Source organism: Methylomonas koyamae (genome assembly GCF_001644025.1).
GTDB lineage: Bacteria > Pseudomonadota > Gammaproteobacteria > Methylococcales > Methylomonadaceae > Methylomonas > Methylomonas koyamae_A.
On the sequence record NZ_LUUK01000209.1, the window covers coordinates 17,381 to 34,454 of the forward strand.

11 protein-coding genes are annotated in these 17,074 nt (G+C 59.5%); 10 read left to right on the top strand and 1 reads right to left on the bottom strand.

The genetic code is table 11. The features are described 5' to 3' along the window. Window positions 1–86 precede the first annotated feature (86 nt). The 4 genes from A1355_RS24180 to smbP all read left to right on the top strand — a co-directional run bounded on the left by A1355_RS24180 (window position 87) and on the right by smbP (window position 9,805). Window positions 87–245 (top strand): DUF3309 family protein, encoded by a 159-nt coding sequence (locus A1355_RS24180; RefSeq protein WP_064506546.1) that lies wholly within the window; start codon window positions 87–89, stop codon window positions 243–245. Between the two features lie 137 nt (window positions 246–382). Further along, on the top strand, window positions 383–9,076 hold the full coding sequence (locus A1355_RS20855) for a GH36-type glycosyl hydrolase domain-containing protein (RefSeq protein WP_064031209.1): 8,694 nt from the start codon (window positions 383–385) through the stop codon (window positions 9,074–9,076). Window positions 9,077–9,229: 153 nt separating this feature from the next. Beyond that, window positions 9,230–9,421, top strand: a complete 192-nt coding sequence (locus A1355_RS20860) for a hypothetical protein (protein WP_064031210.1) — start codon at window positions 9,230–9,232, stop codon at window positions 9,419–9,421. Between the two features lie 66 nt (window positions 9,422–9,487). Next, window positions 9,488–9,805 (top strand): small metal-binding protein SmbP, encoded by a 318-nt coding sequence (smbP, locus tag A1355_RS20865; RefSeq protein WP_064031211.1) that lies wholly within the window; start codon window positions 9,488–9,490, stop codon window positions 9,803–9,805. A gap of 387 nt (window positions 9,806–10,192) precedes the next feature. Here smbP and A1355_RS20870 read toward each other — a convergent pair whose 3' ends face one another. Beyond that, entirely contained in the window at window positions 10,193–10,759 is a 567-nt protein-coding gene (locus tag A1355_RS20870) for a hypothetical protein (protein WP_064031212.1), read from the bottom strand. A gap of 932 nt (window positions 10,760–11,691) precedes the next feature. On the opposite strand from A1355_RS20870, the gene A1355_RS26295 reads away from it, so the two are divergent. The 6 genes from A1355_RS26295 to A1355_RS20885 all read left to right on the top strand — a co-directional run bounded on the left by A1355_RS26295 (window position 11,692) and on the right by A1355_RS20885 (window position 17,068). Further along, the gene (locus A1355_RS26295; RefSeq protein ID WP_231883748.1) at window positions 11,692–12,057 is read left to right on the top strand and encodes a hypothetical protein; all 366 of its coding nucleotides are present in this window, start codon (window positions 11,692–11,694) and stop codon (window positions 12,055–12,057) included. Continuing rightward, a complete protein-coding gene (locus A1355_RS26300; protein ID WP_269454768.1) occupies window positions 11,939–13,159 on the top strand; it encodes a TonB-dependent receptor plug domain-containing protein in 1,221 nt (406 codons plus the stop codon). The genes A1355_RS26295 and A1355_RS26300 overlap by 119 nt, the downstream gene beginning before the upstream one ends. A 22-nt stretch (window positions 13,160–13,181) precedes the next feature. Then, window positions 13,182–13,412 (top strand): TonB-dependent receptor domain-containing protein, encoded by a 231-nt coding sequence (locus tag A1355_RS26455; protein WP_269454769.1) that lies wholly within the window; start codon window positions 13,182–13,184, stop codon window positions 13,410–13,412. A 131-nt stretch (window positions 13,413–13,543) separates the two neighbouring features. Beyond that, the gene (locus A1355_RS26305; RefSeq protein WP_231883749.1) at window positions 13,544–13,801 is read left to right on the top strand and encodes a TonB-dependent receptor; all 258 of its coding nucleotides are present in this window, start codon (window positions 13,544–13,546) and stop codon (window positions 13,799–13,801) included. A 196-nt stretch (window positions 13,802–13,997) separates the two neighbouring features. Next, window positions 13,998–16,097 carry a TonB-dependent receptor plug domain-containing protein gene (locus A1355_RS20880; protein WP_064031213.1) on the top strand — a complete coding sequence of 700 codons (2,100 nt, stop codon included), beginning with the start codon at window positions 13,998–14,000 and terminating at the stop codon, window positions 16,095–16,097. A 59-nt stretch (window positions 16,098–16,156) separates the two neighbouring features. After that, window positions 16,157–17,068: an ABC transporter substrate binding protein gene (locus A1355_RS20885; protein ID WP_064031234.1), complete on the top strand. Its 912-nt coding sequence runs from the start codon at window positions 16,157–16,159 to the stop codon at window positions 17,066–17,068. Window positions 17,069–17,074: the final 6 nt, after the last annotated feature.

Consider the following 17,074-nt stretch of genomic DNA (forward strand, 5'->3'; position numbering starts at 1 on the left):
CGGGTAACGGTTAACGCCGCTTGGTCACCGGGAAAGGTTTTGCCGCGTTATTCCTATCACAGCCTCGCCTCATTTGGAGAACCATCATGTCACTCAGCACCATTCTGCTTGTCCTGTTAATCCTGATGTTGTTGGGCGTTATTCCGGTCTGGCCGCACAGCCGATCATGGGGATACGGACCCAGCGGCGGCTTAGGCTTGATATTAGTCATCATCCTGATTTTGGTGGTGCTCGGCAGGATTTAGCCTGCCGGTTTTGCTAAACCTTGGGCCCACCGGTATTTGGGTCCAAGCCGTTCTTCGTCTCAATCGTCTGGCGAGAACCCTATCGACCTCGCCAGCCCGGTCGCGCGACCACACTATCCCACTCGGAGCGATCATCCATGGCCAAACGGCGAGAACAACGGCGGCATGTCAGAAGCGAACATCCCGGCGGCGAGGAAGCGCCGATTCGTTTTGAATTGTTCAACACGGAACGGCTGGAACAGCATGCGGTCAGTCTGGCGCGCGCCCAAAAAGTCACGCATTTGAAGAAAGGCCGCAAGCTGATTCCGCGCGTTCGCGAGAATGCCTTGGTATTGTTGGAGGCCTATAAAGCCGTGGCGCGCGCGGTCAGGCAACAGCATGCCATCACGCCGGCGGCGGAATGGTTGCTGGACAACTTTCACGTCATCGAAGAGCAGATCAGCGACATTCACGTCGATTTGCCGGAAAGCTATTCGCGGGAATTGCCCAAACTGGCCGAAGGCGTGTTGGCCGGCTATCCGCGGGTATACGGTATCGCCTGGGCCTTGGTGGCCCACACCGACAGCCGGTTTTCGCCGGAATTACTGACTTTGTTCGTGAATGCTTACCAAAGCGTCGAGCCGCTGACGCTGGGCGAATTGTGGGCCATTCCGATTACGTTGCGGGTGTTACTGGTCGAGAATCTGCGCCGGCTGGCCGTGAACATTATGCGTTCGCAAAACGGCCGGCGCTTGGCCGACCAGTTTGTCGATGAAGTCGAACAAATCGTCGCGCGTAGCGACAGTCCGGAGCCGGCGATTCCGGCCGGCGTGCTGCCGTCCGAGCCGTTGCGGCAAGCGTACGCGGTCCAAATCCTGCAGCGCTCGCACGACCCGCATCCGGCGGTGGCGCTATCCCTGGCATTTCTGACCGACTGGCTCGCCGAACAGGGGCTGAGTCTGGACGACATCGTGCATCAGGAACATGCCGCGCAAATCGCCGACAATCTGACGGTGCGTAACATCATTACCAGCATGCGGGCGATTTCCGCTTTCGAATGGCCGCAATTCGTCGAAGACGTTAGTCTGGTGGACGCTTGTTTGCGCGGACACGCAGGCTATCTGGCGATGGACTTTCTGACCCGCGACCGCTATCGCCATGCGATAGAGGACTTGGCCAAGCGCTCGCCGGCCTCGGAAGTCGAGATTGCCAGACTGGCGATCGCCGAAGTGCAAATTGCAGTTGCCCAGGATAGTGACGACGAACGTCAAACCGAACCGGGTTATTACTTAATCGGTGCCGGCCGTTACCGGTTCGAAACCAAGGTCGGTTATCGGCCGGGCCTGAAACAACGCCTGTTACGCTGTTACGTCAGCCACGCCGGTACCGCCTATGTGGTCAGTTTGGCGGTATTGACCTTGCTGCTGTTGCTGTTGCCGTTGAGCGCATCGGCGAGTGCCGGCTTGCCCGGCTGGCAGTTATGCGCGTTGGCGTTGGCGTTCGCGTTTCCAGCTTCGGACATCGCCATCGGCTGGATGAATCATTTTATCGTGGCCGGCTTGCCGCCCAATCACCTGCCGCGCCTGGAACTCAAGGACGGCGTGCCCGAGGCCTTAAGTACCTTCGTGGTGGTGCCGACGTTGTTCGTCAACGCCGCCGGGGTGCTGCAACAAATAGAGCAAATGGAAATTCGCTATCTCGCCAATCCGGACGGCGCGGTGCGCTTTGCGTTGTTGTCGGACTGGGCGGATGCCGAACAGGAAAGTCAGCCGGACGACGCGGCACTGCTGGCGGTGGCGGTCGAGGCCATCGCCGCGTTGAATCTGAAATACGCTCGGCAACGGTTTTATGTGTTTCACCGCAAGCGGCTCTGGAATCCCAGCGAAGGCAAGTGGATGGGTTGGGAACGCAAGCGCGGCAAGCTTCAAGAATTCAATCGCCTGCTGCGCGGCGCGACCGACACCTCGTTTCTGCCGATGGACGGCGTGCCGGCCAGCGCGCCGCCGGGCGTGTGTTACGTCATCACGTTGGATGCCGACACCAAGCTGCCGATGGGCGTGGTCGCGCAACTGGTGGGTGTGGCTGCCCATCCGTTGAATCGGCCGGTATTCGATGCGACCAGCCAAACCGTCGTCGACGGCTACGGCATTCTGCAACCGCGCGTCACGCCGACCCTGCCGCAACGTCAGGAGCGCTCGATGTTTCACCAGATCTTCGCCGGCGCTTCCGGTACCGATGCCTATGCCAGTTCGGTCTCCGAGCTGTATCAGGATCTGTTCGGCCTGGGTACCTACAGCGGCAAGGGTCTTTACCACGTGGACAGCTTCGCGGCGGCATTGGCCGGGCGGGTGCCCGACAATACTCAGCTCAGCCACGATTTGTTCGAGAGCGTCTACGTGCGTTGCGGTTTGGTCAGCGATATCGAGTTTTTCGAGGAGTTTCCGTCGCATACCGAGGTGGCCGCTTCGCGCGAACACCGCTGGGTGCGCGGCGATTGGCAGCTGTTGCCCTGGATCTTCGGCGCGCGGGGCAAGGGCATGCCGATGATCGGTCGCTGGAAAATGCTGGACAATCTCCGGCGTTCGCTGTCTGCACCGGCGGCGTTCTCGGCGCTAGTGCTCGGCTGGAGTTTGCCGAACGCGCCGCTGCTGGCCTTGACCGCCTTCGTACTGATCGCGCTGGCCTTTCCGGCGGTGTTGGCGATAACCGCCGGTTTTAGCGCGCCCCGGCGCGGCATTTCTATCGCCACTCATCTGCGCGGCACCGGCGAAAACGTGGCGTGGGCATTGTGCAACAGCCTAGTGGCGCTGACCTTATTGGCTCAGCAAGCTTGGCTGATGGCCGACGCCATCTCGACCACGCTGGTCAGGCTATTCATTACCCGCCGCAAACTGTTGAAGTGGGTGACGGCCTTGCAGGCCAAGGCCGGCGCCGGGCACGCCTTGAAAAATCTGATCCGGCCGTTGAGTCATTCCTCGTCGGTGGTGTTTGGCGCCGGCGCGCTGGTGGTGGTGTTCAATCCGGACGCGATCGTCGCGGCCGCGCCGTTTTTATTGTTGTGGTGGTTGGCGCCGGTGGTGGCGCGGGCCTTGAGTTTGCCGCCCAAGATCGATAGCGCGGAAGTACTGTTGCCGGCCGACAGTGCCCGATTGCGTTGCCACGGCCGGCGCATCTGGCGGTTTTTCACTACCTTCGTGACCGCCGAGGAACACTTTTTGCCGCCGGACAATTTTCAGGAAGACCCCCGGCCGGTGATCGCCCATCGCAGTTCGCCGACCAATTTCGGTTTGTATTTGTTGTCGATCGTGGCGGCACGGGATTTTGGCTGGCTGGGTTTGACCGATGCCATCGAACGGTTGGAGGCCACGGTTGCGACGCTGGCCGGGTTGCCGCGCCTGCACGGCCATTTCTACAACTGGTACGACACCCGCGATTTACGGACGCTGGAGCCGCGCTACGTGTCCACGGTCGATAGCGGCAATCTGGCCGGCCACTTGTTGACGCTGGCTCAGGCCTGCCGGGAAATGGCGAATCGGCCGCTGGATTTGTCCAACGCGTTGATCGGCTTGGCCGATACCCACGCTTTATTGAGCGACGCGTTAGCCAAACTCAGCGACGATCGGCGCACGCTGACGGTGAGCTTGGCGGAGTTGCGCCTCAAAGTCGCCGATCTGGGCGAATTGCTCGGCGCGCGCCCCGCCGATGCCGAGGAATGGAGTCGATTGTGGCGGCGCCTGACCGATTGCGTCGGCGCCTTGCACGATCTGGCCAACGCCCATGCCGTCGAGCGCGGCGATAGCCAGGGCAACGAAGTGCTGGTGTGGGCCGGTTTGCTGCGAGACGACATCCGCTCGCATGCGCGTGATGTGGCGACTTTGATGCCGTGGATTCATTTTCCGGCGCGCTACCACCCCGCATCCGACCCGCCAAGCCATCGATTCGATCTGGACACGCCGCTGTGCCATCTGCCGGAGCGCTACGCGCTGTGGGCGAATCGCCAGGCGTGCGCCGAATCGGAGCCGGCGAGCTCCGAGAATACCGCAACGCGGGTGTTGCTGTGCCGGGCCGGCGAACAGGCCGATACCTTGCGTCAGCGCCTCGATCTGCTCGCCGAGCAGTTGGAAAGCTGGTTCCGCGAGATGGACTTTCGATTCTTGTACGACACCAGTCGCCACATGTTCGCGATCGGCTACCGGGTCGCCCAAGGTGTCATCGATTCCAGTTACTACGATCTATTGGCCTCGGAGGCCCGTTTGGCAAGCATTATTGCGATCGCCAAACGCGACGTGCCGAGCAGTCATTGGTTTCATCTGGGCCGGCGGGTGACGCGGGTCGCCCACGGTACGGTGTTGCTGTCCTGGTCCGGCTCGATGTTCGAATATTTGATGCCGTCGCTGGTGACCTTTACCCCGCGCTACAGCTTGCTGGATCAGACCTGCCGGCTGGTCGTGAAGCGGCAGATCGCCTACGGCCGGGAGCGCGGCGTCCCCTGGGGCGTGTCCGAATCGGCGTTTAACGGCCGAGACGTGTATTTGACCTATCAATACTCGGCGTTCGGCGTGCCCGGCTTGGGCATGAAGCGCGGCTTGGGCGAGGAACTGGTGATCGCGCCCTACGCGACGGCCCTGGCGGCGATGTATTTGCCACACGCCGCTGCGGAAAACTTCGCGCGTCTGGAGCAAGAAGGCGGCGTGGGACGCTACGGTTTCTACGAAGCCTTGGACTACACACCGATTCGGCTGGCGGAAGGCCAGCGGGTGGCTCTGGTACGTTGCTATATGGCGCATCATCAAGGTATGTCGCTGGTCGCCTTCGCTAACGTGGTACACGACGGGACGATGCGCCACCGCTTCCACCGCGCGGCGTTGATTCAGTCCGCGCATTTGCTGCTGCAGGAACGCATCCCGCACGGCGCCGACACCAGCGTGCCGCCGCTGTTGCAGGAGCTGTCCGATGTCAAGGAGACCGTGCAGCCGCCGGTGCGGCGCTTGTGTTCGCCGATGTCGGCGGTGCCGTCGACTCAGCTGTTGTCCAACGGCCGTTACGCGGTGATGATCACCGCCGCCGGCTCCGGCTATAGCCTGTGGCGTAACCAGGCCGTAACCCGTTGGCGGGAAGATCCCACCGGCGACGCCTGGGGTAGTTATCTGTATTTGCGCGATGTCGAAACCGGCAAGGTCTGGTCGGCCGGCTATCAGCCGACGGCGGCCTGCCCCGACCATTACGAGGTGGTGTTTGTCGAGGACAGGGCACGGATTACCCGCACCGACGGCTTGATCGTCGCCACGCTGGAAATCGTGGTGTCGCCGGAAGACGACGCCGAAATTCGCCGGTTGAGCTTAACCAACAACAGCGCTTACTCGCGCGAAATCGAAATCACGTCTTACGCGGAAATCGTGTTGACCACCCCGGCCGCGGATATTGCCCATCCGGCCTTTTCCAATCTGTTCGTGCAAACCGAATACTGGCCGCAGACCCGTGCCTTACTGGCGCATCGTCGTCCGCGCGCGCCGGACGACGCGCCGGTTTGGGCCGCGCACGTACTGGCCGATCGGCAAAGCGGCGACGGGCTGCAATACGAAACCGACCGGGCCCGTTTTATCGGCCGGGGCCAAACGGCGCGCGCGCCGCTGGCGGTGATGGACGGCAGGCCGTTGAGCAATACGGTGGGCTGCGTATTGGACCCGATATTCAGTCTGCGTACCCGTGTGAAAGTGGCGGCCGGCGCGACCGAGCATCTGACCTTTACCACGCTGGTGGCGGCCTCGCGCCAAGCGGCGGCGGATTTGGCCGACAAATACCACAATCCGGTGGCTTGGGAGCGGGTCTCGGCCTTGGCCTGGACGCACGCGCACGTGCAATTGCACCATTTGCGTACCAAGCCCGATGAAGCGCAATTGTTTCAAATGCTGGCTAACCGCTTGATTTACGCCGATCCGTCGCTGCGACCGGCCGGTAAGCTGTCGCAGACCAATACGCTGAACGTCGGCGGACTTTGGCGACACGGGATTTCCGGCGACCGGCCCATCGTGTTGTTGCGGGTCGGCGAACCGGAAGAGCGCGGCATCGTCGAGCAATTGTTGCGCGCGCACGAATATTGGCGCATTAAGGGATTGGCCGTGGATTTGCTGATCTTGAACGAGAAGGAAGTGTCCTACGTCGAGGACTTGCAGGCCTTGCTGGAAAATCTGGTGCGGGAGAATCAGGCCCGCGCCGCCGCCGATCAGGGCCAACAGGGCGCGATTTTCGCGTTGCAAGCCAGCGTGCTGTCTCTGGAAGAGCGGCGCTTGTTGCAAACGGCGGCTCGGGCGGTGTTGGTCGGCCATCGCGGCACCTTGGCCGAACAGTTGTTGCGTCATCCGCGGCCGGCCTCGCCGTTCATTGTCCATAGAGCGGCGCGGGCGGCGGAAGTCGCCCCGGTCCTGGCGGTGCCGGACCTGGAGTTCTTCAACGGCCTCGGCGGCTTCGCCGAAGAAGGCCGCGAATATGTGATCGTGTTGGATAAAGGCCAATGGACGCCGGCGCCTTGGATTAACGTGATTGCCAATCCGGGATTCGGTTTTACCGTTTCGGAGCTGGGTAGCGGTTGCACCTGGGCCGGCAATAGCCGGGAAAACCAACTGACGCCCTGGTCCAACGATCCGGTCGGCGATGCGCCCGGCGAAGTGTTTTATTTGCGCGACGACGAAACGCAGGAATTATGGACCCCGACCGTGTTGCCGATTCGGGTCGAGAATGCCGGCTATCTGATCAGGCACGGCCAGGGTTACAGCCGCTTCGAGCACGTCTCGCACGGCATCCGTGCCGAACTGCTGCAATTCGTCGATCCGGACGATCCGATCAAGTTGTCGTCGTTGATTCTGACCAACCAGTCCGGCCGCCACCGTCGCCTGACCGTGACGGCCTATCTGGAATGGGTGCTGGGTGCCTCGCGCAGCGTGACGGCACCGCATATCGTCACCGAACTGGACTCGGATACCGGCGCTTTGTTGGCCTATAACCCCTGGGATCCCGAATTCGGCCAACGCGTCGCGTTCGCCGATCTGGCCGGCCGGCAGACGACTTGGACCGCGAATCGCGGCGAATTCCTCGGTCGTAACGGCAGTCTGGACGCACCGGCCGGCTTGTCGAGTCGCAAACCGCTGAAGAACCGGGTCGGCGCCGGCTTGGACCCGTGCGCGGCCTTGCAAACGACGCTGGAAATGGCGTCTAAGCAACGCATCGAGATCGTGTTTTTGCTGGGACAGGGTCGCGACAAAACCCATGCCGTCGAGTTGATCCGCCGCCATCGGGCTTTCGACATGGCAAGTCGCTTCGCCGTGGTGAAGCAAGCTTGGCAAGGCGTTACGCACCAGGTCCAAGTCGAAACGCCGGACCGCGAGCTGGACATTCTGTTAAACGGCTGGTTGCTGTATCAGACCCTGAGTTGCCGGATGTGGGCGAGGGCGGCGTTTTATCAGGTGGGCGGCGCCTTCGGTTTCCGCGATCAATTACAGGACGGCATGGCCTTGGCGGTGAGCCGGCCGGAATTGACGCGGGAACATCTGTTGCGCGCCGCCGGCCGCCAGTTCGAGCCGGGCGACGTGCAGCATTGGTGGCATCCGCCCACCGGTCGCGGCGTGCGTACCCGATTTTCCGACGACCGGGTCTGGTTGCCGTTTGCGGTGCGGCATTATTTGCAGGTCAGTGGCGATACTCCGGTGCTGGACGAACTGATCCCGTTTCTGGATGGACCGCTGTTGGCGGCGGACCAGGACGATGCGTATTTTCAACCGGGCCAAAGTCAGCGTTCGGCCAGTTTGTTCGAGCATTGCGCCCGAGCGTTGGACTTGAGTTTGACGACCGGCGCTCACGGCTTGCCGTTGATCGGCAGCGGCGACTGGAACGACGGCATGAATCGGGTCGGCAATCGGGGCCAGGGCGAGAGCGTCTGGCTGGCCTGGTTCCTGATCGCGTCGCTGTCGGCCTTCGCCGAAATTGCCGAGGCGCGCGGTGAATCCGAACGGGCAGGCCGCTGGCGCGAGCACGTCGAGCGGCTGCGAATCGCGCTGGAAGCGGAAGCCTGGGACGGCGCCTGGTACCGGCGCGCGTATTTCGACGACGGTTCGCCGCTGGGTTCGGCGACCAACGCCGAATGTCGCATCGATGCCATTGCCCAGAGCTGGGCCGTCATCTCCGGCGCCGCCGAGCCGGAACGGGCGCGGCGGGCGATGGCGTCGGTGCGCGAATATTTGGTGCGTTACGGCGACGACCTAGTGCTGTTGTTCACGCCGCCGTTCGACAAGACCGAACGCGATCCCGGTTATATCAAAAGCTATCCGCCCGGCATTCGCGAGAACGGCGGGCAATATACTCACGCGGCGATTTGGTCGGTGATTGCCTATGCGCTGCTCGGCGACGGCGACCAAGCCGGCGAATTGCTGTGCATGCTTAACCCGATCAAGCGCACCGCCAGCCGCACCGGCGTGTATGCCTATAAGGTCGAGCCCTATGTGCTGGCGGCGGACATTTATTCCGAAGCCCCGCATGCCCGGCGCGGCGGTTGGACCTGGTACACCGGCGCGGCCGGCTGGTTCTATCGGGCCGGATTGGAGACCGTGCTGGGTTTACAACGACGCGGCGACCGGTTGCTGTTCGCGCCCTGTATTCCGAAAGGTTGGCCCGCTTACCGGATGGAGTATCGGCATGGCGGCAGCGTTTACGACATCCACGTGGACAATCCGGACAGCGTATCGCGCGGCGTGGTCGGTCTGGAGTTGGACGGGGTTGCGCAATCAATTGCCGACGGGATTGCGTTGCTCGACGACGGGCAACGGCATCAAGTGTCGGTCGTATTGGGCAGCAACCTATAGCGCTAGCAGAGCTTAGTGGCGCGAGCCATCTGTGCGGCGCCGTACCGACCGGCGCGGGAGAAACCGGTATCTTGATGACTGAGCGTGGAAACTGAATATTCTCCGCTTTGACCCTGGCCAATTCGGCTTGGGTCGGCCATTCAGGAGTTCGACATGAATAAAGTTCCCAACCAACACCCGGCGCAAGCAGACGAAATCATGGTCGTCGAGATTAGCGGTAATCGCCGTCACGACATCGCGGAGGATTACGAAGACGATATGCAGATGACTGCCGGCCGAGACCGGGGCGGGTTTATCCCGGTCAGGCGCAACGCCAAAAAAGCCGAAAAAAGCGACCGTTATTGAGATCGCCGATGTTGATGCCGGAATCGGCGCCGGGCAATGTCTAAACTCACTTACCAGGAAATCCTTATGAAGATTGTTTCGAACCCATTGATCGGACTCGGCGGCGCCATGCTGTTGAGCGTTTACACTTGCAACGTCCAAGCGGCCGATAGTCACTTCGCGTTGGCGCTGGAGCATGCCAACGCAGCCGGCAGTGCCGGCGACGTCAAAAGCATCGTGGATCATGCCGATGAAGCCAAGGTGCATATCATCGTCATAGATGAGCATATGAAAGCCAGTCTCAAGAGTCTGGATGCGGCGATCGGGCATGCAAAACAAGGCCATGCCGACTTGGCGAAAAAATCCTCGGAAGACGCGGTGGCGCATTTGAACTCCGCTAAGTAAGGCCGGACGGTCTTCGATGCCGATGACAACGGCGGGCTAATCCCCGCCGTTTTTTTATGCGTGGCGGATCGTGAGTCGCTGACCTTACCCCGGTATACCAACATATAGCTTTCGCGCTTCAAATTTCGGCACATCCGCTCCCTGTCGCCCGCCGGGTGATGGATAGGGCGAGGGGATAAAAAAACCGAAATTTTAAGTGCGATGGCTATAGCGCGCGGTTAGAGGCTTCAGCCGCAAACCAGGGAGTTGCGAGGATAGACGCTTGGGGGAGGCAAGGGAATGGAATGGCGCGATCAGCTCAGCTTATGAGTCAGCGGCGCCGGAAGAGCCAGCTAAAAAAAGGCCGGCGCGAGCATCAAGCTCGCGCCGGCTATCCCTAACTAGAACTTAGGAAACCTTCGATTTAGCTCGGCCGGTGTACAACAAGCCCAGCAAGGCGCTGGTCATCATCCACACCGAAGCGGGTAGCGGTACGGTGGCGGGGCCATCGTCCGTGGCTTTCGAAGGACTAATGTCGAACGCGTACAGAAAGTGCAAATTATCGAATTCCTCCGTGTCGGCGAAAGCCAACATCACCGCATCCGAACCCAAATTGGCGTTGCCGAATGCGGCGCTCCAAACGCCGCCGGACAACATGCCGACTTGGAAATTGCTAGAGCCCAGCAAGGTGCCGGAAGCGGTCGCGGTGCCGATATGGTAATTGGCTCCGCTGGCAACGAACGATACCGCGCCAACACCGGTAAAGGAGAGGACGGGCGCGGCCGCGCCGATCATCGCCGTGTCTTCGAAAATTCCGAAGGTATCGGTCAGCGAAGGGAACGGAAACGATGACGTGCTAAACGACATAAAGTTAACGTCGCCGTCGTTCGGTGCCCAAACGCTAGCGGAACTAGCGCCGGAAACCGCCAATAGGCACGCGGCGAGCGAGGTCTTTAAATAGGGGATCTTTTTCATAGGTATTTCTCGATAGGTTTAAGTGAACAAATTGCCATCCAATGGCGCTTACCCCTCGGCCGGTTTTGCCTGGCAAGACCGGCTTTGACAGAGTTCTTGCGACCGTGCGTTTCGCGGAGCGCTAACCCCGCTTGGTTTTTGTGTCGGGCGCGCGCCACTGGCAGCCAAGGCAATAGCAACGCGCCGGTTGGATCGTGGACGTTAAGAAAAGGGGTGCCAGTGCGCGTGGGCAAGCAAACCTACGCTTCGACGCTAGGTGTGGTGGAACTACGGGTGGGGCGACAGCGGTTTGCTTGCCGCTGATTACCAATACTTGGGAGCGTTGAACCCGCTGTCCGGCAAATCGGAAACATGCAATCCAATGATCGCGATCCGTGCCAAGGATGTGAATTTAATCGGGTCGGGTATTGATTTCGGTAAAGTCATGTTGCCAGTTTAAGCACTTGTAGTGGCTGCGTCGGTACGTTATCCAACATTGCGATCAGCGCGATTCGCCGGCGCGGTCATGTGCCAATTGATGTTTGAGGTACTCGTGCCGACCGCGAATCAGTTGCTGAGGTTGGTCACTTAAAATCGCTTTGAGCCATTTTTAGTTGTCAATCTAGTCGGTTGTCGGGATCGCCTTGTCTGATTGTCGAGAACAACGATGACATAACGCAGTAACCCTACCCCTGCGGGGCTACTTCAGCCGCCAGCGGCGGATGGTACGGCCAGTTTTTCGAACGGACGGTAATTTTTCAAGTGGCTCCGTACTATGATTAAGTAAACCGAATTTTGGAAAATACACGAAAAGAAATAAAGTAGGGGCGGTTTGAAACTACCCATTTATTGGGTATTGCGAAGTACTCGATCGCACTGAATGATCGGAAGCATGGGCAAGGTAGATTGCGCATTTTTTCAGTAGCGGCAATCGCTTGTGCGCGTCAGGGGGCATGATGAAAAGTTTGACCGTATCTCTTGTGATCGCCGCGCCATTATTGATTTGGGCGACGGTCTCGCTGGCCGCATCTTCTACCGAGGAAGAAGACTTGGCGCAGGTTTACGGCGGCGAGGAAATGGGCAGCGCCACCGGTACTCGGCAGCCGGTCGGCAAGGCGCCGGCGGTGGCGTCCGTGGTCACCGCGGCGGACATCAAGGCCATGGGCGCGACGGACATCGACGAGGTGTTGGAAACCGCACGTGGCACGCAGCTATCTTGGATACAACCCGATTTATACGTTTCGCGGTGTTTATTCCGGCTTCAACCCGCAGGTGCTGATGTTGATCAACGGCGTCCCCATCACCTCCTACACGGGTGACAGGAACTTGAGTTGGGGCGGCATGCCGGTGCAGGCCATTTCCCGCATCGAAGTGGTACGCGGACCGGGCTCGGCCGTATATGGTGCAGATGTTTTCGCCGGTGTGATCAACATCATCACCAAGACCAAGGACGAGATCAACGGCACGGAGGTAGGCGGGCGGGTCGGCAGTTTCGATACCTATGACGGTTGGGCCTTGCACGGTGCCGAATGGGCGGGCTTCGACGTGGCGGCCATGGTGGAATATCACAACACTGCCGGTCAAAAATCCATCCTCGACGCCGACGCGCAGACCGGATTCGATCGGCTGTTCGGCACTCATGCCTCGCTGGCTCCGGGCCCGGTCAATCTGTCGCGAGACAATATGGATGCACGATTGGATCTTTCCCGCGGACACTGGCGCTTCCGTGGCGGCCTGCAGCATCGCGACAATTACGGCAGCGGGGCCGGCGTGATACAGACCCTAGATCCGGTGACCATGATAGGCAGCGATCGTTGGAATGCCGATCTCACCTACCAGAACGCTGACTTCGCCGAGAATTGGGAGATGATGGCGCAACTCAGTTATTTGGATGGCGACCAGCATAATACCGGGGCTTTTCCTCCAGGCGCTCGCTTACCCATAGGTGCCAACGGTCTGATCGATTTCGCCAATCCGGTGCAATACGTCACGTTTGCCAACGGTTTCAGAGGCGTTCCGGAAAACTGGGAACGTCACGCTCGCGCAAACCTTGCCGCCGTTTATCGAGGCTTTTCGGCGCATACCTTGCGTCTGGGTGCCGGCTTCAACTACGACAGCATTTACAAGGTACGGGAGCAGAAAAATTTCGGTCTGGATCCGGTCACGGGAACCCCAATTCCCTTGCTGCCGGGCACCCCGCTGGTGGATGTCTCGAACACGCCGCTAGTTTATCTGCCGACCAAGGATCGCACGGACGCGTTTTTCCTGATCCAGGACGAATGGGCATTCGCTAGAGACCGGCAGTTGACTGCCGGTATGCGTTACGACCGCTACTCGGACTTTGGCGAGACGGTCAATCCACGAGCGGCCCTGGTTTGGGAGACCCGTTACGATCTGACCACTAAGCTGATGTACGGGTAGTGCCTTCCGCGCACCGGCCTTCATTGAGCTCTATAACGTCAACAATCCCGGAGCCAACGGTAATCCGCGCCTGAAACCGGAAACCATGGATAGTCTCGAGCTGGCGTTCGACTATCGCCCCTTGGACAAACTGCGCTTGGGCGTCAATTTCTTCCATGATTGGTGGAAGGATATTATTCGTTTCGTGCCGGACATCGGCTCAACCACCATAACGGCCCAAAATACCGGCAGCCAAAACGGCTATGGCGGCTAGCTGGAGGCCGAATGGAAAGCCCTAGACACCCTCAAACTGGCGGGAAACTATTCCTACCAAAAGTCCACGGACAGTACTACCCATCAAGATGCCGGCTACGCGCCTCATCATCAGGTTTATCTACGCGCTCAGTGGGAATTTTTGCCCGACTGGCAATTCACCCCCAGGTTAAATGGATCATCGACCGCGACCGGGCCGCCGGCGACACTCGCCCGGCCATGGACGATTACACCTGGGTCGATTTGACTCTCCGCCGCAAGAATATCCACGATCAATTCGAAGTGGCCTTCTCGGTGCGCAATCTGTTTGATGTGAATGCCCGCGAGCCTAGTCCGGGAGCGGCCATCCCCAACGACCTGCCCTTGGCGGGGCGGGGAAATCAGAGTTAATTTTTAGCCATAACTATAATTAAACCCAATTTTAGACGTGACACTAAATGAAACATGGCATGGAAGAGTTCAGGGCTAACTACTTAAAACCGGCAATGTGTCAAATTTGATCGGCCAAAAAGGTCGGGTAAAGGCAACGAGGGCACGATCGTTATTTTCCAATTGCGGCACAAATGATTGCTCAAAAGGAGGCGTCATGAAAAATACGGTCGCAAGTCTCGCCGCCACGGTGCCGACATTGCTTTGGATCACGGTCTCGCTGGCCGCGCCGAATGCCGAGGAAGAAGACTTGGCGCTGGTTTACGGCGACAAAAACACCGTCAGTATCGCCACCGGCAGTCCGCAGCCGTTGCAACGCGCACCCTCGACCGCGACGGTGATCACCGCCGAAGACATCGCGGCGATGGGCGCCAAGGATCTGGACGAGGTGCTGGAAACCGTGCCGGGCGTGCATGTCGAGCGCTCCTACATCGAATACACACCGATGTATCAATTTCGCGGCATCGTCGGCAACCCCACCAATCCTCAGGTCTTGATGCTGCAGAACGGCATTTCGATAAATACCCTGTTTCGTGGCGACAGGGGGCAAGCCTGGGGGGGGCTGCCGCTGGACAACATCGCCCGCATCGAGGTGATTCGCGGTCCCGGCTCGGCCCTATATGGCGCCGATGCTTACGCCGGCGTCATCAACATCATCACCAAAACCGCCAAGGACATCGACGGCACCAAAATCGGGGCGCGCGGCGGCTCGTTCGCTACCTGGAACACCTGGGCGCAACACGGCGGCAAATGGGGCGAGGTGGAGGTCGCGGCCTACGTCAATGTCGGCGCCACCGACGGTTTCAAGAAAACCATCATCGAGGATTCCCAAACGTCGCGCGACCAGTTTTTCGGCACTCATGTCTCCGAGGCGCCGGGGCCGGTCAACACCGGCTACGATAGCGTAGACGCCAACCTCGATCTGGCTTACGACAAATGGCGCTTACGCTCCGGCTATAAGCTGCGAGACAATCTCGGCATGGGGGTCGGTCAGACGGCGACGCTCGATCCCATCGGCACCGAAACCAGCGAACGCATCAACGCCGATTTGTCCTGGAACGACGCGCAATTCGCCAAAAACTGGGGGCTGGGCTTCATGGCCAGTTTCCTGCACTACAAGGAAGATGCCAATAACTATCACATGTTCCCTGCCGGGACCCGACTCGGCCCGTTTAATTATCCGGACGGCATGATAGGCTCGCCGGGACGCTGGGAGCGGCAAATCCGGATTTCGGCCTTCGCCAACTATACCGGTTTTACCGACCACAACCTGCGCATAGGCTGGGGCCACGACGACCTGAACCTTTATAAAACCCGGACCTTGAAGAATTTCTTTTTATTGCCTAACGGCTTACCCATGCCGACGGGTGCCGTTACCGACTATGGCAGCATCCAACCGCATATTTTGCCCCATACCCGCATCGACGATTATTTTTACCTGCAGGACGAATGGAGTTTCGCCCCGGATTGGACCTTGACCGCAGGGGTGCGCTACGACAGTTATTCCGATTTCGGCGCTACCGTCAATCCGCGACTGGCGATGGTCTGGAACGTCGATCTGGACCTGACTGCCAAATTCCTCTGGGGCCGGGCCTTTCGCGCGCCGTCTTTCAACGAGCAGTACGGCATCAATCCGTCCGGGGGAGGCAATCCCGGTCTGCAACCCGAAACCATGGACACCTACGAGGTCGATATCAGTTGGCAGGCACGCCGCGATACCGAAGTAAACCTGAGCTTTTTTCAATACGATTTGGCTCAGATCATTTCTGCCGTCGCCAATCCAGCGCCGGCGCCAGGACTCGCTTTTCAAAACACCGGCAAACAATATGGTCGCGGACTGGAACTGGAAACTACCTGGGATGCCACCTCTTCATTGAGGCTGACCGGTAATTATTCCTTCCAGACCTCGATCGACGAAACCCACAATCAGGATGCCGGCTACATGCCGCACCACCATGTCTATGCGCGCAGCGACTGGCGTTTCATGCAACCCTGGCTGGCCAGCGTTCAAGTCAACTGGGTGGGCGACCGCAAGCGTGCCTACGGCGACGCCCGGCCGCCGATACGCGATTACACGACCATCGACCTGACGCTGCGCACCGATAATAGTAAAAAGGGCTGGGATTTCGCGGCGTCGATCCGCAATCTGTTCGATGCCACGGTACTGGAACCCAGCCTGGCGCCGGGCACCTCACTCCCCTATGATTTACCGATGCCTGGGCGTTCGTTTTATCTGCAAGCGACTTTTTCGTTTTGAAGCCGATGACCAGATTCCTCTATAGCCGACGGCGGCACAACGGCTTAATAGCGGCGCTGATGAGTCTTTTACTGCTGACCCCTATCCCAACGGCCGTCGCCTTTCAGACGGGGAAAACAGCCGTTGCGATCATTTATCCCGACATCGCCGAGCCCTACCGCACCGTGTTCGAACAGATTATTAGCGGTATCGATTCCACAACCCAGACTGTCAAATATGCCGTAGCGCCGGACGTGAACATCAATGACCTGAAAAACGGTTTACGCCAACAAAATATCAAGGTGGTCATCGCGCTTGGGCGACAGGGCATGGGCATCGCCGCCAGCCTGGATCGAGACATCGGCGTGGTGATGGGCGGCGTCATTACTGCGCCGGACAATGGCATCCGCGATTTGCCGTTACACAGCCTGTCGCCGGACCCGGCCTTGTTGTTTGAGTTGCTCAAAAAACTGTTGCCAGCCACGCGTCGCGTGTTCGCGGTTTACAACCCAAAGCAAAATGCCTGGCTGATACGCCAGGCAAAAATGTCGGCGCGCAGTCTAGGCTTGGAACTGGTGACGTACGAAGCGCAGGATTTGCATAGCGCGGTGCAAGGTTATCAGGACTTTTTCAACAACGCCGACAGTCGCCAAGATGCGTTGTGGCTACTTCAGGATTCCACCACGGTAGAGGAAAGTTCGGCACTGCCCTTGGTGTTGCAGGAGTCCTGGAACCGGAACCTGGCGGTTTTTTCCAGCAATTTCGGCCATGTCCGGCGCGGGGTGCTGTTCTCGCTTTATCCCGATAATGGCAAAATGGGCGGTCATCTGGCCGATATGGCGTTAAGGTTTCTGGCGTCCGGCGACTACGGAGAGCACGGCGTGATTTTGCTACGGGAGGTGCTGACGGCCATCAACCTACGCACCGCCAAACACCTTGATATCAATACCAGTCGACAGCAAGATTTCGATGTGGCATTTCCCGATGAATAATCTTCC

What these genes read in the sequence shown, in the direction of transcription:
- A1355_RS24180 (WP_064506546.1), top strand. Translation starts at nt 87, where the DNA reads ATGTCACTCAGCACCATTCTGCTTGTCCTGTTAATCCTGATGTTGTTG.
- A1355_RS20855 (WP_064031209.1), top strand. Translation starts at nt 383, where the DNA reads ATGGCCAAACGGCGAGAACAACGGCGGCATGTCAGAAGCGAACATCCC.
- A1355_RS20860 (WP_064031210.1), top strand. Translation starts at nt 9,230, where the DNA reads ATGAATAAAGTTCCCAACCAACACCCGGCGCAAGCAGACGAAATCATG.
- smbP (WP_064031211.1), top strand. Translation starts at nt 9,488, where the DNA reads ATGAAGATTGTTTCGAACCCATTGATCGGACTCGGCGGCGCCATGCTG.
- A1355_RS20870 (WP_064031212.1), bottom strand. Translation starts at nt 10,759, where the DNA reads ATGAAAAAGATCCCCTATTTAAAGACCTCGCTCGCCGCGTGCCTATTG.
- A1355_RS26295 (WP_231883748.1), top strand. Translation starts at nt 11,692, where the DNA reads ATGATGAAAAGTTTGACCGTATCTCTTGTGATCGCCGCGCCATTATTG.
- A1355_RS20880 (WP_064031213.1), top strand. Translation starts at nt 13,998, where the DNA reads ATGAAAAATACGGTCGCAAGTCTCGCCGCCACGGTGCCGACATTGCTT.
- A1355_RS20885 (WP_064031234.1), top strand. Translation starts at nt 16,157, where the DNA reads ATGAGTCTTTTACTGCTGACCCCTATCCCAACGGCCGTCGCCTTTCAG.